The following is a 19,982-nucleotide window of genomic DNA, read 5'->3' as shown; positions in this document are numbered from 1 at the left end:
ATCGTCCACCACTCATTTCTATACCTGATTTATATCACTGATATATGGACGATTAGCTCAGTTGGGAGAGCACCTTCTACTCTTTACCACCCGCGCCGAATCACTGGTTCAAGCCCAGTATCGTCCACCACTCATTTCTATACCTGATTTATATTACTGATATATGACAATTAGCTCAGTTATGAGAGCACCTTCTACTTTTTACCACCCGCGCCGAATCACTGGTTCAAGCCCAGTATCGTCCACCACTCATTTTATGCCCTGAATTCATATCATATCAGATATATATGGACGATTAGCTCAGTTGGGAGAGCACCTTCTACTTATTACCACCCGCGCCGAATCACTGGTTCAAGCCCAGTATCGTCCACCACTAATTTTATGCCCGAAATTCATATCACTGATATATGACAATTAGCTCAGTTAGGAGAGCACCTTCTACTTTTTACCACCCGCGCCAAATCACTAGTTCAAGCCCAGTATCGTCCACCACTCATTTCTATACCCGAAATTCATATCACTATTTGATAGTTATGGACGATTAGCTCAGTTATGAGAGCACCTTCTACTTTTTACCACCCGCGCCAAATCACTAGTTCAAGCCCAGTATCGACTAACTATCTAATTTAGTTGAGTTGTTTGAAAACTCGGCCTTAGAGTATATACCTTGATATTTGCTTAACTAATGATGCCGTCCTGATAAAGTTGGTTAATTTGCGCTTTGGTATAATTTAACTTATTCGATAAAACAACAAAGGTATGCTGTCCTAAATCAGGAGAAGCGCTATGATATTGTAATGGCGTTTGGGAAAGGTTAATCGGTGAAGCAATCGTATCGACTTCTTCCCCATGTTGATTTGTGACTTTTCTGATCATTTCTCTATGTTTAATTTGTGGATGTTCAAATACATCTTGCAAGGTATTTACAGGTCCACAAGGTACGGCAATACTCTCAAGTTGATTAAGCCACCATTGACTTTTATGAGAGGCAAGTATATTCGCTAAAATAGGGATTAAGCTTTCACGATTGTTTACTCGTTGCTCATTAGTAGCAAATCTAGGGTCCTGTGCCAAAGTAGCACATTGAGCTAGCTGGCAAAATTTCACAAATTGTTCATCATTACCTACCGCTAAAATAATACTTCCATCAAGGGTAGTAAAAGTTTGATAAGGCACAATATTAGGATGCTCATTGCCATATCTTGGTGGATTAGTCCCGGTAGCTAGATAGTTCATTCCTTGATTCGCTAAAGTGGCAACTTGTACATCAAGTAAAGCAATATCAATGTGCTGACCTTCATTCGATTGATGTCGCGCCATTAATGCAGCTAAAATGGCATTACTACAGTATAATCCCGTCATAATATCAACCAATGCAACACCAACCTTCATCGGCATGCCATCAGGCTCCCCCGTTAAACTCATCAAGCCACCTTCTCCTTGGATCATGCCATCATAACCGGCTTTCTCTGCACTGGGACCGTTTTGACCAAACCCTGTAATAGAGCAATACACTAATCGGGGATTAATTGCTTTAACACTTTGATAATCAAGTCCATATTTTGCGAGGCCACCCACTTTATAGTTTTCAATCAGTACATCCGCCTGAGCGATTAACGCTTTAATAATTTTTTGACCTTCTTCGTTTGTGATATCAATGGCAATGGATTGTTTATTTCGATTTGCACAATGAAAATACGCCGCTTGTGGAGGTTGTTCTTGAGTTGCAGGTTTAATAAATGGGGGGCCCCAATAACGGGTATCATCACCTTTTTCAGGTCGCTCTATTTTTATCACTTCAGCTCCCATATCAGCCAACATTTGTGAAGCCCATGGCCCCGCCAATATACGACTTAAATCAACCACTGTAATATTTTCTAATGCACTACTCATAAAAAGATCCTAGATAGACAAGATAAGCTGAGCTTATAGCCTGCCCAATAAAACATATTTTGAGTAAATTGTCGTGGTTTAAAAGTGTTATCCCATTGTAAATGCGTTATTATTTTTGATTGGTTTCAGTCTTGGTTAGTTCAACGCTTTCTCATTTATGGCTGCTTATACAAGCAAAAAACACATAATAAATAACCTACTTATGGATCCATATTTTAAAAATAACTGGCACCAACCTTTAAACTTTTAAAAATAAGAAATTAACCACCTGATAGATTGGTAAAGTAAATGAATCTGGTACCATTCACTCTTGTTAACTGGCACTGTTAATTATTGTTCGACAAGGCTATCTTCATCTATTAAGTTAAAGATAAGTAGCCCTAATCATAGTAATGAACCGACAACATACTTTTTTATAAAAACCGAATAACAATTTCCAGCTGTCAATTTAGAGATCTAAACCATGAAACCCCTTCATTACTTGCTATTTATCTTAATAATTTGTATTGCTTACTCTTTAGACGCATCGCCTGTTTCACAACACAATCTTTGTCTTAATAATAACCAATCAAACAACGAAAATTGCATAGATTACCTTTCACAATCAAGTTCTGATAAATCGAAAATGAACTGTCTTTATGATTGTTTATCGGGTAATGGTGAAGTTGTGCGAGAAGGGTTAACCTTTGCTTATGCTATGGGAAAAACTCCAATATCGTTAATGAATTATCAACATTATCAACTTCCCAAAAATGCTGCAAACCCGATGAATCAATTTCAGGGAATACTGACCTTACAAGATGACACTAACCAAGGAAAAATTATCGAGGTTGGAGGCAATAATAACTTATCAAACTATAAGCAGGCTAAGCATTTACCCAAATTTTCCTTTGAATTTGTACAACACGGAAGTCATATCATTCCGGTAACTCGCGGCTTAATTACTACCAACCATGCTCATTGGGAATATATTTTAGCACCGGGTAGAGTATGGCAAGAAAAATCGGATAATGGATACAGCCGCGTTTCTTTACCTTTTGCCTTACAAGAAAAAAATGCCAATTGTACGTGGAACGGTGTTTTGTCATTTTTATTTAAAGATCATGACGAAGTGTCTGAAGTGTCATATCAAGTTGCCGCTGACACTTGTTTGTATTTAAAATTTAATATGTGGGGGCGATTAAAAGCGAATTACACACCAAAAACCATTGCAAATTCTGCTGGTATTCAACGTAATTACGAAGCTGAAGTAGCGCGAAGAATGCCAACTAGACCAATTAGCCAACTCGCCGAAGACTACCCATCTGCTGGCGTGAATATTGCCAATATCGGCAGCAATCAGGTAAAACAGCACATGACTCTTTATGGTGTAGCCTATAATGGTATTCATTATGTTGGTGGTTGTGATACACGTTATGGCGTTTACCCTTATTGCGACGTAATGGCGGTTCCCTCATATTCAACCTCGAAAACTACGTTTGGCGCGTATGGCTTAATGCGCATTGAACAACTATATAAAGGCAAGCAAAGCAAAATGTTTGTCAATCAATGGCTAACAGATTGTAAGTCGTCTAATTGGAAAGATGTAACTGTTGAACATTTATTGGATATGAGTACGGGGAATTTTAACTCACCTAATAGTCATGTTGATGAATCATCCGAGAAAAAATTAAAAGAGTTTTTTGAAGTGAACTCGCACCACGCTTTTGTTAATTTTGCCTGTAACTACCCACGAAAAGCAACGCCAGGTTCGACATTTGTTTATCACACATCAGACACTTATCTTTTAGGTTATGTCCTGAATGCCTTTTATCAAGACAAAACCTCAATGAGTAAAGATTTTTGGCGAGATGAAATGGTAGAAAAAATATGGAAGCCTTTGGGTCTAAGCCCGACGATGTACACGACAAAACGAAGTTATGATACGGTTCAACAACCCTTTACGGGATATGGACTCACTTACCATAGGGATGATGTAATAAAACTGGCCGAGTTTTTAAATAACGATTTAGGGCAAATCAATGATGAACAAATGCTTGACCGTAAAATGGTTAATGAATCTCTCAATTTAGAAAATGGTGGTTTAATCGCCGGCCGTCAGATAGACAAATACAACAATGGTCTTTGGTATTATGATATTAATGGCGATAAATCTCATGATTTTGGTTGTTCGTCATCAACTTGGATCCCCTACATGTCAGGCTACGGTGGAATTTCTATAGTGCTTTTACCGAATAATATAACCTATTACCACTTTAGCGATAATAATTCTTATAAATGGAGCAACAGTGCCTTTGAGCTTCATAAAATAAGCCCTCTTTGTCATTAATACCGAATAAAAATTTATATTGGAGAATAAAAACTAAAGGATGAAATCGCGAATTATCCATTTTAGGTAAACGAACTCACAAATTTTCAATCAGCAGTATTGCCGCACGATATATTTGTGCTTGTCCACCCGTGTCATTTTATTCTTTAATCGCGCAAATCTGTTCTTCAAAAAACAAGCTTATGCAAACTTGTTCGCTATTTTTGAGTTAGAAATCCTTGGTTTTCTTTCACGCTTTATCAGTGATTCAACGGTCAAAAAACGTGTTATTTTTTAACCAAAAGCATGGCATGAACAAGCAAAAAAAACAAAGTAACAACTTGTGCACTCCCTAGGAATTCGCTGATTACTCAGAAATAAACACACGGAGTGTTTTATCTATTATTGGGTTAAGAAGACATGAGTCACTAAATTGATTACAAGATATTGTGATCTGAGCGGAGTAAAAAAAAGCTGAGTGATATTCACTCAGCTTATTTGCCATCAAGCGACTAGCTTTTAAACGACTCTGTTAAGTGCTTAAAGCTTTTAACAAATGTTCGTTATACAAATGACATTTAATTACACATAGCGCGAACTTTATGCAACTCTTTTGCGGTGTTAATTTGACCATAGTCTTCACTATCACTAAACGCATAGTAAATAGTATCGTTTGGCAATAAACTTACCACAATTCCGCCATACCCTGACATATAAGGTATCGCTAATGAATTGCTACAACTGAATGCTTCTTGTGCGTTCCAAATCCAAAAACCATTATCATAACTGTCATATTGACTACCGGCATTTAAACCATGAGGAGTTGTTTGTAACACTTCATTTAACATCGTTTGATCAAGCACTTGCGTGCCATTAATCACACCATTATCTTGATGTAAAAATTCGGCTATTTTAACAATGTCGTCATGATGATAAGTCAAACCATAACCAGTGAAAGGTTGTCCAGACCAAGGTTGAACAACTGAATCATTCGTTCTTGAAGTGGTGCTGATTGCAGGGCTTAAACCTAATGGCGTCCATAAGTCATTATTTAACATATCCCACAAATCAGTACTTTCCATATCGTTCATTTCAGCACCTAATAAATAGGTATCTGAAGTATGATAAACCCACGTAGTACCAGCCGAGACTTTTTGAGTATAACTACACGAATGATTTAATTTTTCAGTATGACTATATTTAAGGAAGAAATTATTAGCGGTAGTACTATCACCTTCATCAACTTCAAATCCTGAAGAGGTATATCGTCCTGTCGACATATCTAATAAATTTTCAAATGAAACTTGGCTCCAAGTGCTGTTCGAACACAAAGAAACATTCGTATTTTTCGTACCAGGATATTTTTGCTCTAACCTCATTAAACCAACGGCACCGACAACCGATTTAGCGGTTGAATAAGAAGGTAATGACATGACTTCACAATAAGGATAATCCCCTCTTCTGGTTTTACAACTACTGACATAGTTGATCCCATCAATCACGACCCCATAGACCGTTTGATCTGCAGAAGCCTGATCCGAACCAATTTTACTTGTATCAATTGATGCAGTTGGAAAATCAACCGTCAAGTCTGCAATTGTTTTTGTTGGCATACGACGAGCAACTTCGGCTTGGTAGTTATTTGCTATAACGCCAGCATTGACAACACTGCTTGGGGTATAGCTTGCATCAAGAATCCCCCAGCTATCATATTTAAAATAAGCACATGTTTCTGTCGCTATTTGATAGGCCACATTAGAAATAGACCCATCGGTTTTAAAAAGAAAGCTTAAGACACCGTTATGTGTACAGTTAGCGCCAGCTTCTTGTAAAGCAAAAGGAATTGACGCACGACTAAAACCATTATCATTATTTTCATTCCATACTCTGCCCGGCTCTAAAATGTAATGCCATGAAGGGTGTTCCGTTGGAATTAATCCTCGTTGAACAGGTATAATATGAGTACCTTCTTGCACGAATTCAAAATCAAACTCAGGTAGGTGCTCTGAATCCGTATAACTCCCAGCAATACTCGTACCTTGCTCTTGCAAGTTACCCGTGGTCGACTCTCCGGTGAGAACTAAGCTACCTTGAAAATTATTGGTTGGATTAGCCGCTTCATTTGGCACAGCAAAGGCACTGTAATCTACTAAGTTGAAGCTAGTGCTGTTTAATGCAGTTGAGGTAAGTAAGGTACGATTAACTGCACCACTACCCGATAATGGGTCGTAAACACTTCCCGAATTTTCTGCAATTGCGTTGCCAGTTAATGTTAAAGTAGCACTGCTTTCATCGGCATCGTTATTCGTGATCGTTAATAGCTCGTTTAACGTCCCTTCACTTGTAGGGGCATATTGAATATTGATATTGCAACTGCTATTTGAATTAAGAGTTTGATTAACACACGTTTCGCTACTGATACTTAACCCACTTGAGTCAGCACCATAAATACTTCCTATTAATAAATCGGCAGTGCCTTCATTGGCAACGGTGATCAGTAATGACGACGTTTGATTTACAACCACATCACCAAAATCTGTCGAGCCAGTTATCGTTATTTCAGGAGCTTGAGCGGCGGAATAAATAGAAAATTCATCGGTATAACAAACATCATAATCATTATTATTATATTCGTTATTAGTATTGCCTTGCATTCGAACATGTAACTGGGCCAAATTATTGGCATCACTACTTAACGTAACACTACCATTACGGTAGTACCAATCGTCTTCACCGTTTGAAACTGAAGCTATGGTTGAATAACCACTACCGGTATTAACTTGAATATCACAAGACTCGCCAGCTTCTAGCCAGCCCCCAAGTAAATGCCAATCGATAACGATATTACTTTTGCCGAGCGTTGAAAATGTTTTCGTTAAGTTTGCAGAGCCTCTCAATTTAACAGCATTGCCACTCCAAACATAAATACCGGTTTCTTGAGACACGCCGGTAGCAGCAGTAGCATTACCATTATCAGCAATCCAAGCTGACCAGCCAGCATCTAAATTATCGCTAAAGGGCAAAGTTGCTGAAGCAACAATCGGATCACCTTGAACGGTAATATTGTCAAAATAACAATTATCAGCATTATCCGTTGCATTAGCCCGCGCTCGTATTTGTAGGGCAGCATTATCGCTTGCCCCCGTTGGCGAAATACTTCCAGAATACCAAGTAACCCCATCGTCTTGTCCATTAACTACTTCTTCAATTGTTAGCCAATTTGCGCCATTATCAACAGACAGCTCTGCAATACATGTATCAGTACTTTCTAATAAATAGCCTACAACGCTTGCATCAATACTAACATTATCAAAACCTGCAGTTGATATGGTTTGCAATGCTGATTTCTTATTTTGTAATCGTAACGAGTAATTTCCGTTATATAAATTCGCTATAGCGTCATTGCCAACTCCAGAGATTTGCCAGTCGCTTATATCACCATCTTGAAAATCGTCACTGAAAATGGTCTCTGCAACACTAGGAAAACTTAAGATAGATAAGAGTACGAACATACTTTTATTATTTATTTTATTCATCGTTTGTCCTTTTTATTATATTTTTTGATTAGATGTATTTTGATACAAATTCTTTTAAGGGATAATCAAACTAGCACTGTAAAACTAATTCACATAGCACCAAAAGCCAGCATCATCTGGTGCCAGATCAAAACGATTAGAGACGATAATAGCTTTTTAAAACCAGTGAACTTAAGTTGTTAATATGTTGAGAACGACAGGTGTTTTGATGATTTTTTCTAGTGAAAAAACGAGGTTAATTTGCACAGTATCAACAAGATAAAAATAATCGTCAGAAGTTATCGTTAAAAATATGGCTGGATGACAGTATTATTTGAATAAAAAAAGATATTAGAAAAATAAGCTAATCTCGCGAGAATAAAATATTTATTCAAGCGAGAAGTTAACGAACTATAAAAGCTAAATCACTAAGCCATTGTTTTTTTGTCGAGTGACAACGCAGGCTTAATCACCACGATTGCACATAAAACAAGACCTATTACCGCTATATCAATAACCTGCTGGTAATTCTCATCATGAAGCACTAACGCTGCGATCATCGGGCCAGATGCTAAGCCCATTTTAGAGGCGACGCCACCTAACGCTGCCATTTGACCACTTTTATCCAATTCAGAACAAATTCCAAATAAATAAGGTAATACAAATGCCCATGTGATCCCAATAGTTATATTCGTCATTAAATAAATCATTTCATTGCTACTAAAGTGAAGTAACCAGCTACAAAAAGCCGTAAGTAAAGTGGCAATCACAACTGGAATAGTTCGGCCATATTTAGTACCTATCAGGATAACTAACAATGCCCCAATTAATGCCACCCAACTAGCAACACCTAAAGCATTGGACATAAAATCAAGCGATAAACCATCGGCTTTGCCTAAACTGATCATGTAAGCAAATAGCCCCATGTTCGCCGTTTGAAATAAAAAGATTCCGCTTAAGTTTAAAGTTAATGGCAACCGCAATCTTTGTGTTGTATCACTAGCAACAGTTTTTAAAGGCTCAATTATTTTTTCAACCTCATAATGAGGTAAAAACGGCATCATCAACAAGGTGATTAACGTAAAAGTCGTCAATGAGACAAATAGTGCACTAGTGCCAAATTCTGGAACCAATCCGGGTAAATACATGATGCCAAGGCCACCTAGCCCCCATTGAATTAATAACAGATAGCCAAAGGTTCTATCGGCTTCAGAGGTGCGTGAAATAATACTAAAACCAATACCAACTAATAAACCGCCTGTTAAGCCATGAAAAGCTCTAAACGCAATCATAGTCACTGGTTCGGTAATAAAAATACAGCTTGCATCTATGGTTATTAAAGCAATTAATAATAAGTAACACCAACGTTGCCATCGAATATGTTTTATAACAAAAACCGCTAACAAAGCACCTATCGCTGCACCATATAAATTAGCGGAGCTGACAAATCCCGCCTGTTGACTAGTAAACGCAAGCCCTTCTTTCAGGCCGTTTACTACCGCAGGCATAATATTGATATAAAATATGCCTGCTGTTGTTAAAAACGCCAATATAATACGTGCAATCACGCCATTGGGGGCTACTTTTATTTGCTCGAAAGGGACTGTGGAAATACTAGGCATTTAATAACTCTTATTGTTAGATATGTTAATTAATAATCTGGTTTAACATGGGATATTCAGATCAGTCACAAGCGATACCCGCTTGGACAAGTAATTGCTTTATTGGTTGTAATTCTTTTTCAAACTGACGCCATTTACCCGTCGAACTTCGATAAACTTTTTCTCTTACTTGGCTGGCACTTGCAGTGGTAGATGGCGCGCTATTATTTTGAAAATCAATACACTGTTCTTGCCAATCGAGATCGCAATAAGCAATCAGTTTTTTCGCTTCTCTCGATAAATCATCAACCACATCTTCATAAGCAACTTGATGAATAATATTGGGTAATACCGTTAACCAATGTTGCATCATGTTATGGTGGGCAATGTAATATTGAGCCAATTCTGTTAGTTGATAAGAAAATGGGTAACCATTAGTGAAAAGTTGCTTATAGATTGAAAAACAAGTATCTAAAGGATGCCGGGTCACATGAATGATTTTTGCTTTAGGTAACGCTAAATGGATCAATCCAACGTATAGTGAGTTTAACGGTAACTTGTCGATAAAGTGACGCGTATGACCAGTCTCAGGCCGAGTGCTGTTGATATAATGTTTGCCCAGTGCTTGAAAATCAATCTGACTCGTTAATTCAACTAACTCATTTCGTGTTTGAGGTGGAGTTTTAGTGACATTTTTAACGGCTTCCATCATACACAAAGCAAAATTATTTAGCTCACCGGCATTAAACACTTCTTGGTGATTACTGATAATGCGTTCAACCAATGTCGAACCTGTTCGAGGTAAACCTAGAATAAATATCGGCTCATTATTTTCAAGCGGCGCTGCTTTATTTGACGCTTTTAACGTTAAATTGCTAGCTTGATATTGCTGAAAAAATTCTTTTGTAAACGTCGTGGTTATTTGTTTTAACGTTGAAATATCATGTTCAACTTGATATCGCATACAATCACGACGACTTTTAGCACCGAAATTGAGTTGTTCAAAACATTGTGAATATTTCCCAATGTCTTCTAATTCTTTTGCCAGAGCATAATGAATTTGCGCTTTACTAATCGGGTGTTTAACCCCTTGTTTTAATATTTGTTGAAGTTGGTCTATATGGTTATTGTTTTGGCTTTGTTTTTTTAAACTCGAGCGCAACCAATAAGCTTCATAATCATGAGGATTTAATGATAAAGCGTGATCTAAATGGGTTTCTGCTAAGGAAATATTGCCTTGATAACGAGCAAGAGATGCTAGATTAAAATAAAGTTGCGCACTTTCAACCGGTTGTTTCTTTTCATTAATAAAACCAACGGCTTGTTGATAATAATACTGCGCTTGTTCAAAATCATTTAATTGGTTAAACATCACAGCTAAGTCATTACATTGCGCTAAGTTTGCTGCTTGTTTGTTTTTCAAGTTAAGCGCAAGATCATTCGCGGCGCTTTTATCAAGCATTAACAACAAGGTATTCACTTTCTGTAATTGCCATTGTAACGAACTTGGTTGCAATTCGATCGCTTTATTGATGGTTGATAATGCCAATTCGGTATTTTTTAACTGAAAAGCCAAAAAGCTTGTTGCATACCAACCGTCTGCATTATCAGGAAATTCTTGGTTAATTTTTTGACACGCAAGCTCAGCTTTCGCGACATTCTTTTGATTAATAAAGGTCCAAGCTTGATCAAGTTTTAATTCAATGGCTTGGTTTATCGATGTGATACTGATGTTAAAATCCTTACACTCAAAATATAAACACTTAGAAAGAAGTAATCATAACAACATAACTTGTTGTGAAAACGCTAGCAACAATGATCATTCACATGACCATTGTTGCTAACGACAGATTAAAAACTATATTTAGCCGTAAGTCCTATTGTTCTAGGTTGACTAATATAATCTTTTGATGAATTACCTAAAAAGTTTTCAGACGGGTCAGTGCCCATAGCATTTTCAGGTATAACGCCGGTAACACCATCCTCATTGAAGATATTATTCACGTATAAAGTAATATCCCAATTATCAGCACTTAATCGAGTGCTTGCTCCCCAGATAGAAAAGCCATCTATATCTGATTGATATTTACCTTCACCAAGTGCATTGACTGTATCCGACTGATAATAACCATTCACTTGTGATATCCAATACATGCCATTATCCATAGAATGAGTGTAATCCATCGATAAACTCAAGGTGTTTTTAGGCGTAGCAGGTAAACGGGTTCCGTCTGAAGCAACTAAGTAGGTGGGATCAGTTGCACCAATACCTGATGGTGCATAGAAATCATCTGTTAATTCCGCTTCAATATAAGCATAGCCAAGTACGTAATGTAAATCTTCGGTTAAATAGCCTTGCAGTTCCAACTCAACGCCCGACGTTTTAGCTGATTCACCATTTGCTACGGCGAAGAATCCCCAAGTAGTTGCGGTGTTTAATTGCGGATCTTGCCAGTCAATCATAAAGGTTGAAAGCGTATAACTATGTGCGCCGCCGGATAAGTAGCCTTTAACACCTATTTCATAGTTCACGGCATAATCTGACGTATATTGTTGCCATTCAGGTCTTTCTTCTAATGAGCCACTAAGTGGCACCGCGTTAGCGCCACCTCGACGATAGCCTTCAGCGATTGTTGCGTAAAGCATAGTGTCGTCTGATAAATCGTATGACAAATTACCTTTAAACAAGGTGTCGCTTTCTTTCGTTTTAAAACTTGGCTCATCACCTAAAAACGGCCAAATAGGTAATGATAAAATAGTGTCATTACTAAATTGGTTATCGAAATAACGTGCTCCGACAGTAGCGCGGAATTTATCTGAAAAATGATAAGTTAATTCACCAAAAACTGCCGTATCTTCGAAATTTTGATTTCTGATATAATGGAAGTCATTATCAGTATAAACCATACCGTAGCCCCCCATAATATCCCACCAAGTTGAGAACGCTGAGAAGGCCCACTCTTGATACCCTGGCATATAGCTATCTTGAGTAGAAAGCGTATCTTGATCCATATAGTAAGCACCAATTACCCAATCAATATTGGCTTTACGTTCATTCGATACTAGACGTAACTCTTGCACAAAAGCATCTTCTTTATAACCGCGTTCAGCCATAGCTAAAGGTCGAGGCGTGCCATAATACAGATCAGCAAACCAGTTGTTTTGTGCGTAAAACCCTGTGTTATCGCTAATTGAGTTACCTTCATGCGTATATTGAGATGAGCTTGATGTTAAAGTTGCAAAACCTAAGTTCCACTCAACTTCTAACGTAGTTAATGATACATCACGGTCAGAAGGTTCAAGCAACACAGCACCATTTTCATAATCACCGTAGGCTTGTTCACTACCATCAACCCAATGAGTACCGCGGGTAACTTGTCTACGTCCGCCTATTTCATCATTTTGAAATTGATGGGCTAATAAAAAAGTTAAATCACTAGTCGCTTCAAACAAAGCAGATACTCTACCGTAAGTAATATCCACGGTATCCGCGTCTTCAACACTTCTAAAGGTATTTCCACCAGAAGCTATATCACCATTACTTGCAGGAGGGTTATAACCTGGAGAAGCAACAAATCCGCCTGAAGGGTCAAAATTTGCCGAAGGAATACTACCGGCTGGAGCTTTAGAGTTATCAACTAAATTATAAACATTGGTGTAATCTACAATTCCGTCGTTATCAATTTTTCCTACATTGGCTCGAATAGCGAAGCGATCGGAAATAGGCAAATTGAGCATAATATCTGTATTTAAATTAAAGCCCTCAGAGCCTTCTGCTTGCCCTAAACCAACACTGGCTGTGCCAGTAAATTCTTCGGTATCAGGACGATTCATACGATATTTTACGGTACCCGCTAACGAACCCGAGCCATATAACGTCCCTTGTGGTCCACGCAGCACTTCTACCATTTCAACATCTTTTAAAATGAAATTGGCATATAAAGGCGTATCGTTAATATAAGAAGCAACTGTTGGTACCGCTGATAAAGCAACGTCGCCATTTGCACCACCATCAACGTTGACACCACGAATAATAACCCCATTAACCGCGCCAGAATTGCGATACCCGCGATCAACCACAGTGATACCAGCAACATTGCGCATCAAATCAGAAGCATCAATAATACCAGCATCTTCGAGCTCTTGGCCTGACACCGCGGAGATATTATAAGGAATTTCTTGAAGTGTTTGTGCTCTTCGGTTTGCGGTAACTTCAATTATTTCAATTTTGCCTTTTTCAGTAGCTTCTGCTTCAGCGGCATTTGCGCTTATCGATGTAAACGACATGAATAAAGCGGTACTCACTGCACTAGAAACGAGCGACTTACTAAAATCTACCTTTTTCATAATATTCCTCGGTGTGTATTGTTTTTAATTTTTCTGAATTTAGAGTAGAACAATCAAATCGCTCAACATAGAGCCAGTTTTGTACTTATGATAGTTCCAGTTTTACGTTTTAACTTTTCGGTACTTCTAATGGTCCAAGTTTGCTCAGTGCGCTATTTTTACGTGCTGTTTCTTGGTTATACGAAAATTTTATTGGGTTATCTCTAAAACTTTTTAACGGTTGACCTAAACCATGTATACCGCGTTCTCGGTTGCGTCGTACCACCGAAAAGTCAATTTCAACCGGAAACACTTCTTTGTTGATCCCCGCTTGATGAATAACACTGCCGTCGGGAGAAACAATGATTGACTTACCATTGCCATAATCTCCAAGGCCATTTACAGCAATAACATAACACTGATTGGTAACAGCGGTAGATTTTGCCATTGATAGCTCCACTTCACGATCTATGGTGCCAGTTAAAGTAGGATAAATAAGTACTTCAGCTCCCAAGCAAGTTAACTCCCTACTCACTTCAGGAAACCAAAGATCATAACAAATGGCTACGCCAATCCGTCCTTGTGGTACGTCAAAAACCACAAAATCTTGGCCGCAAGATACGCCTTTTTCATAAGGCAAAAACGGATATATTTTACGATAACGTTCAATCACAACCCCTTCATTATTAATAACGGAAGTTGTGTTAAATATTTCATCATCACATAACTCGTAATCTGAACCTGGTATCAACCAGATATTGAGTTCTTTTGCTAAATCGCAGTAAAATTTTTCTGCTTTACTGGGCAATGTAGATGCATATTTTTTTTCTGGACCATAAGTACAAAGTTCACTGAGCACTATCATATCCACCCAAGGGAAGCGCTTTTTGGTGTTTTTTATCTCTTGACCGATAGTGGCTAAATTATCGCCACATGGAAGTGACAACTGCATACCGGCGATAGAAAAATGGCTCATTACAATAACTCTCGTGATAAAAATGATTAAACAATCTAATTAATAATTTTACTGTACGGAGTTTAACAAGATAAGGTTAGTACCAGATAGAAACTAACTATAGGTCCAGTGATGAATTTAAAACAAAGTAACTAGGAGAAGGTGCTTCAACATAAAAAGCTAAAGCTTATGCTTTTTGCATTAAACAAAGCCTAAGGGGTTAAACAAGTTGCATCACCATATAGTGTAACAGCTTGTTTTAATTGTTTATATTGAGTTATTTTTTATAAAACTACTTAAGTAAAACTCCCTGCTATTATTGTTAAATTAAATAAAAAAATAATGGATAAAGACATTAATCAAGATACGTTAATTGACGGACAAAACAGTAGTTTTGATCGAACCATTTCATATCATTGCCATCCATAATGACATAAAAACCTTTGACTTCACCGTAGCCCCATAAATTCCATTGACGATAATACATATCTCCTTCCACCCACCAACGTCCAATATCAAACTCTGCGTCAATACCACCGGTATGTCCTTTCATTGAACCATCACTTAATAGCTCAATAATACAAGGAACGCCATAAACCATTTGACACTCTAATTTGGCTCCAGACAAGGCATTCTGTAGCGAAGTACCCGTTAATAGATTACCTTTTGCATCCGATAATTTTTCTTCAAATTCATCCGTTAATTGATGAATAAGATCTGCTAATTTACTCACCCCTACGCGAATTTTATCCGTTGCAATACTGGTAATTCCCATCCGGAAGCAATTCTCAGGATAAACAGAGCTGGCAAAATAGCGTTTCGCTGGCTCAATTAAAATACCTATTTCTGCGGCCTTCTCGCGTAAGTAATCTCCATCAAGTTGTTTTGGCCCTGTGATCCAATACGCGGTGCCTCCTTGGATAGGTCCAGTATCAATACTATCAGGTAAATAGATATTTAATGCTTCTCTTAATTCTAACCAACGCTCAAAAAACACCTTATGCAAGTGCATCATAAAAGAGTCGTAATAACCCAATGATAAAAAGTAAGACACCGCACGTTGATTCGATAATGGAGGATTGCGCATCATTATTTTACGCAGTTTTTTCAGTTCATTAATTACTGAGCTATCAGCAACAATAAACGCAATTTGAACCCCAGATGCTAATACTTTCGACAAACATGACACATAAACCACCCGATTGTTTTTATCTAAACTCCTTAAAGCAGGGTGTGGTTGACCAAGAAAATTACTTTCAAACTCAAAATCATCTTCAATAATTATAAAGTCATGTTTATCAGCTTTTGTCAGCAGTTGATCTCGACGTTCCATAGACATAGTAATACTAGTTGGGGTTTGATGACTCGGTGTGGTGTAAATAACATCGCAATCATTGAGCTTGTCATCAACCACCATGCCTTTGTCATCAATCTCTTGATAAACTAATTTTGCACCTTGTTGTGACAATAAATCACGCATTTCAGGATAGCCAGGCTCCTCTACAGCAGCAGTAACTGAGTTATCTACAAATAATTGGGTAATTAAATGGAGTGCTTGTTGAGTACCAACCGTAATTATAACTTCTTCACGGCTTGCTTGTATGCCGCGGCGAGGTAGAATTTTACTTCGGATCTCATCAATTAACATAGGATCATCTTGTAACCCTTGTAACTCAGACCATTGATATATTTCACCGCTGGCATTGGCACGGTTATTAGCATCACGCCATTCTTTTATCGGATATAATGACGAATCAAATTTACCATCAATAAATGGATAACTATAACTACGCCAGTTTGAGGGGCATGAACTATAGGTTGTTAACGATACCGCGCCTTTAAAATTATAATGAAAAGGCGTTTTAAATTGCGCTAATGATGTCGATTTTTTACTAGTAAGTGCTTGATTGTGTAATTGTGAGTTTGATGTTTGAACACAACCTTTGTGAATATTGTCACTGACAAAAATTCCACTGCGTTCTTTCGAAATTAAGTAGCCTTCTTCAATTAACGCTTGATACACAAGAACTATAGTATTTCTTGAAACATTTAATTGTTTGGCAAACTTTCGAGAAGATGGAAATTTACTGTTTGGTGGAAAAGCGCCAACGAGAATACCATCAACCATTTTAGTACGAATTTGACTTTGCAAACTTTCATCTGATTGATGATCTATATGAATTAAAGGACTAACCATCTTACGACACCTATTTACCAAATGACTAATTTACCAAGAAAAAAGTAAATGATTTACCGTGTAATCTAACCTTATTTCTTTCAACAAATAAATAGTAAATATTCAACGCTATGTTTTATTTGTACAAAACATTCACAATTTTGAGTCATTATAAGCAAGAAAACGATTTGGTAACCAATGCGGTTGCACGAGAAATAGGCTTACATTTAAGAGTAATGATCCCCTTTTTAAACATGGCAAATTTAGCTGATGTTAAGTACGCACATAAAAAAGCATCGTTTCATAAATGTAGCGGATATTATGGTTGGGAAAAGTGTGAAATCACAGATTAATAAACAGAAAACTCGTATTAATGGTATAAAATCAATACGAGCTCATAGCTCTGGAAGCTTAATTCAGGTAAAAATATTGAAATGGACCAGTCCAATGATATGTTTGACCATTTAGTTTCAATTGATGCTTTGCCGCTTTCTTAACGTTCTTATTAGCAACAACAAAATAACGCATGTCACCTTTAACCGTTTTAATGGATACGGCGGTATAGTTGTCATCATCTTGAAGGACTAATAATTCAGCAATATTACTATTTGAATTATGTGCTGATTCAGAAACGGGGGTATAACTGCCATGAGGTTCGATCACTGATGCAAAAAGTGTTTGTTTAGCATTCTTTCGGCTAAAGATAATGGCAGGATCTTTACGTAAATTAAACTGAGGATCATTTGCACCAATACGGGCAAGTTGCACTTTATCACCCTGTTCAGTCGCCATGGTTAAAGTATAAAAACGGCCTTTATCTAACCATGAGAATTTAGTATTTTCACTATTGGCTATCCCCTCAGCTTCCAAGTAAAGGTGTTGATAACCATTATTATCGCCTAACGGTTTTAAAGAGCGAGGAATTTGATAATCAATATTTGATTTTAGTATTTGACCAAAATAGTAAAATGGTAAGTCATATTGGTGATTGTTTTGAGCATCAGCTTTAAACAAATCTAAAACGAATGCTTTTTCAAAAGCTTCATCTTTGATCATCGCCATGGTTCTTTGCATTTTAGTGCCTGGGTAGGCATTTAGTTCTTCAGCACTGATCACTTGAACCGCTTTATTTGAAGCGTCGTAAAAACGCAACTGGGAATGATGTTGGCTACCTATTTCGTATTTTCCAGAAAAATGTGATTGTCTATTTTGAACCAACGTATTATGCGCAATGGTTTGTTTTGCCCAAGTTTTGTTTTCTGGCAGATAATTGCCTCCTCCTTTTTGTTCAATATTAACAAAACGAGCTAAACCGTAGTCCTGCATGATTTCTTCGCCTTGGCCATAAAGTGAAAATGACAATTTGTCATAATGGCCATGACTTAAGCCTTGAGCGGTATATTTAAATAATAAGGTTAACGCTTCATCACCATGACGTAATAAACCTAATCCACCTTCATCGCCATCAGATCCATCCGAGTAATTTTCAGAGCCTTTGGTAAATTTTTTCGCTAAGCCATCACGAATGCCAGCTGCAACGGCATAACCGGTGTCATCAAGTAAAACCCGCCCTTGTTTTTCGGCGATACTCAATAAACGAGGATCTTTATTGCCATAAAAATAAGCTATATTAACCGCAGTTACTACCGCATCATTGTAGTACGACATACCTTTTTGGCCATCATTAATCGGGAAAAAGTCACCGTCAGCATCAGATAAATTCAATAATACATCTACCGCTTTTAATAATACGCCGTTTTTATAATTTAATACGTCAAGATCTGGCCTTGCATTATTTAAAGCTTGGGCGAAAACTAAAAACGGATACATAGCATAACGTTGATAGTAAGGCCCTTCGGTATAATATCCATCTGGTGAAAAAGGTTCATTTAAATTCGCGAAAAAACCAGCGCCTTGTCCTTCTACTTTCAGGAAACCACCATCATCATCTTTTGCACCAATTGCTAAACCATCTTCTTCTAAACCATATAAAGCTCGTTGAATAAGTTCTTCATCTTGCATGACTAGACCTATCATACCAACGGCTGCAGCTCCCCATGTACTATGGTTGTGTACTCGATTAAAAAACTGCGGGCTATCAATTGAGATATGATCAGCAAAAGGTCTAAATAAATTATCTTCTAAGGTTTCTCTGTCTGCTGCAGGTAACCAGTCATAAATAGCATCATAAGCTTGCGCTGCATACACCAACCAATTTGAATCATTTAGCGATTGCCAAAAAAGTTTTCCTCTTGCGTATGAACGTGTTTGTGGGTGTAAAGGGAGATCTTTATACATAGCTTCATATTGAAAAAACATATCACGCACATAGTTTGCATACTTTTCATCTTCTAAAATTTGAAATAAGACGCCTGCCTTTTGTAATAAAAAGAAATTCGCTTTATGACGTTGATGAGTATAGCCACCCGAAAAATCACGGGGTACAGGAGTATCAATACCTTGTTCAATTTCAGCATCAACTTCTGTTTTCAATTGTTGCAAGGTTTTATCAAACAAAGGTGTTTTTCCTAAGTTTGCTTGAATTTTTGTGATGCCTTCTTTCGTTAAAATTAATCCTTTGCGATCACTTGCATGACAGGCTGAGATAAGCCCAAAATTGATAGCGATTAACAACCAAGCAATCATGATAATTGGCTTCATGTATTTAATACCTTTTCCATTGTTTGAGAAAAATAAAGCAAAAGTGTTAAAACTTAATTCTTCTCAGAACACCTTTTGCTCATTATTAAACGATGAGTTTAATAATAATATTGATTTACTTATTTTTAATTAATATAAGCAAGTTAAAAAGAGTAATAATTTAAAATAAGAGCATCGAATTTACACCCTTAACTTAAAATAAAAGCATCTTTATTTATATTGCTAATCTCTCCATAGTTTTCCTAAGAGCTAGGTAAAACACTGGTAATAGACCTGACTTTTAAATTGGTTACAAAAGTCAAAATCAAATGTAAACAAAAACAACCAATTGGTCAACCAAAACGCTTATCATAGTTTTTTAATCAACTATTTAATCATTCTATTTGTATATTTATCAAACCATTTAGCGATAAATAACTGCCAAATCATCAATACTGAACAAAATATAGCTGCAAAAAAACATTTTAAATAAAACCTCTTAAAACAATAGCTTAAACTGAAAACCCCGTGTAAAAACAAAGCCAATACTAAATGTTAAACCATATTG

The 19,982-nt window shown here is 37.2% G+C and carries 10 protein-coding genes and 2 tRNA genes; 4 read left to right on the top strand and 8 right to left on the bottom strand.

Translation table 11 applies throughout. From position 1 onward, the window contains the following. The first annotated feature begins 46 nt into the window (after positions 1 to 46). Both ABXH06_RS16605 and ABXH06_RS16600 read left to right on the top strand, forming a co-directional pair. Positions 47 to 130, top strand: a tRNA-OTHER gene (locus ABXH06_RS16605). Between the two features lie 159 nt (positions 131 to 289). Next, positions 290 to 373 (top strand) — tRNA-OTHER (locus ABXH06_RS16600). Positions 374 to 678: 305 nt separating this feature from the next. Here ABXH06_RS16600 and ABXH06_RS16595 read toward each other — a convergent pair. Further along, on the bottom strand, positions 679 to 1,893 hold the full coding sequence (locus ABXH06_RS16595; RefSeq protein ID WP_353518921.1) for a CaiB/BaiF CoA transferase family protein: 1,215 nt from the start codon (positions 1,891 to 1,893) through the stop codon (positions 679 to 681). A 463-nt stretch (positions 1,894 to 2,356) separates the two neighbouring features. Between ABXH06_RS16595 and ABXH06_RS16590 the strand changes: the two genes are divergently transcribed. Continuing rightward, positions 2,357 to 4,222, top strand: a complete 1,866-nt coding sequence (locus ABXH06_RS16590; RefSeq protein WP_353518920.1) for a serine hydrolase — start codon at positions 2,357 to 2,359, stop codon at positions 4,220 to 4,222. Between the two features lie 557 nt (positions 4,223 to 4,779). On the opposite strand, the gene ABXH06_RS16585 is transcribed toward ABXH06_RS16590, so the two are convergent. From ABXH06_RS16585 to ABXH06_RS16560, 6 genes are all read right to left on the bottom strand, one after another. Beyond that, positions 4,780 to 7,737 carry a choice-of-anchor D domain-containing protein gene (locus ABXH06_RS16585; protein ID WP_353518919.1) on the bottom strand — a complete coding sequence of 986 codons (2,958 nt, stop codon included), beginning with the start codon at positions 7,735 to 7,737 and terminating at the stop codon, positions 4,780 to 4,782. Between the two features lie 407 nt (positions 7,738 to 8,144). Continuing rightward, complete coding sequence (locus ABXH06_RS16580) at positions 8,145 to 9,338, bottom strand: MFS transporter (RefSeq protein WP_353518918.1); 1,194 nt, start codon at positions 9,336 to 9,338, stop codon at positions 8,145 to 8,147. Between the two features lie 61 nt (positions 9,339 to 9,399). Then, positions 9,400 to 10,893 carry a tetratricopeptide repeat-containing sulfotransferase family protein gene (locus ABXH06_RS16575; RefSeq protein WP_353518917.1) on the bottom strand — a complete coding sequence of 498 codons (1,494 nt, stop codon included), beginning with the start codon at positions 10,891 to 10,893 and terminating at the stop codon, positions 9,400 to 9,402. 275 nt (positions 10,894 to 11,168) lie between these two features. Continuing rightward, positions 11,169 to 13,664, bottom strand: a complete 2,496-nt coding sequence (locus tag ABXH06_RS16570; RefSeq protein ID WP_353518916.1) for a TonB-dependent receptor — start codon at positions 13,662 to 13,664, stop codon at positions 11,169 to 11,171. A gap of 109 nt (positions 13,665 to 13,773) precedes the next feature. Further along, positions 13,774 to 14,619 (bottom strand): carbon-nitrogen hydrolase family protein, encoded by an 846-nt coding sequence (locus tag ABXH06_RS16565; RefSeq protein ID WP_353518915.1) that lies wholly within the window; start codon positions 14,617 to 14,619, stop codon positions 13,774 to 13,776. A gap of 334 nt (positions 14,620 to 14,953) precedes the next feature. Continuing rightward, the gene (locus ABXH06_RS16560; RefSeq protein ID WP_353518914.1) at positions 14,954 to 16,795 is read right to left on the bottom strand and encodes an aminotransferase-like domain-containing protein; all 1,842 of its coding nucleotides are present in this window, start codon (positions 16,793 to 16,795) and stop codon (positions 14,954 to 14,956) included. Positions 16,796 to 16,935: 140 nt separating this feature from the next. Between ABXH06_RS16560 and ABXH06_RS16555 the strand changes: the two genes are divergently transcribed. Next, positions 16,936 to 17,127 (top strand): hypothetical protein, encoded by a 192-nt coding sequence (locus tag ABXH06_RS16555; protein WP_353518913.1) that lies wholly within the window; start codon positions 16,936 to 16,938, stop codon positions 17,125 to 17,127. A gap of 58 nt (positions 17,128 to 17,185) precedes the next feature. Here the strand turns inward: ABXH06_RS16555 and ABXH06_RS16550 are convergent, their stop codons facing one another. Then, on the bottom strand, positions 17,186 to 19,435 hold the full coding sequence (locus ABXH06_RS16550) for a heparinase II/III domain-containing protein (protein WP_353518912.1): 2,250 nt from the start codon (positions 19,433 to 19,435) through the stop codon (positions 17,186 to 17,188). Between the last annotated feature and the right edge of the window lie 547 nt (positions 19,436 to 19,982).

Source organism: Thalassotalea sp. SU-HH00458, from assembly GCF_040362795.1.
Lineage (GTDB): Bacteria > Pseudomonadota > Gammaproteobacteria > Enterobacterales > Alteromonadaceae > Thalassotalea_H > Thalassotalea_H castellviae.
This window is presented reverse-complemented; position numbering and strand designations above follow the sequence as displayed.

What these genes read in the sequence shown, in the direction of transcription:
- ABXH06_RS16595 (WP_353518921.1), bottom strand. Translation starts at nt 1,893, where the DNA reads ATGAGTAGTGCATTAGAAAATATTACAGTGGTTGATTTAAGTCGTATA.
- ABXH06_RS16590 (WP_353518920.1), top strand. Translation starts at nt 2,357, where the DNA reads ATGAAACCCCTTCATTACTTGCTATTTATCTTAATAATTTGTATTGCT.
- ABXH06_RS16585 (WP_353518919.1), bottom strand. Translation starts at nt 7,737, where the DNA reads ATGAATAAAATAAATAATAAAAGTATGTTCGTACTCTTATCTATCTTA.
- ABXH06_RS16580 (WP_353518918.1), bottom strand. Translation starts at nt 9,338, where the DNA reads ATGCCTAGTATTTCCACAGTCCCTTTCGAGCAAATAAAAGTAGCCCCC.
- ABXH06_RS16570 (WP_353518916.1), bottom strand. Translation starts at nt 13,664, where the DNA reads ATGAAAAAGGTAGATTTTAGTAAGTCGCTCGTTTCTAGTGCAGTGAGT.
- ABXH06_RS16565 (WP_353518915.1), bottom strand. Translation starts at nt 14,619, where the DNA reads ATGAGCCATTTTTCTATCGCCGGTATGCAGTTGTCACTTCCATGTGGC.
- ABXH06_RS16560 (WP_353518914.1), bottom strand. Translation starts at nt 16,795, where the DNA reads ATGGTTAGTCCTTTAATTCATATAGATCATCAATCAGATGAAAGTTTG.
- ABXH06_RS16550 (WP_353518912.1), bottom strand. Translation starts at nt 19,435, where the DNA reads ATGAAGCCAATTATCATGATTGCTTGGTTGTTAATCGCTATCAATTTT.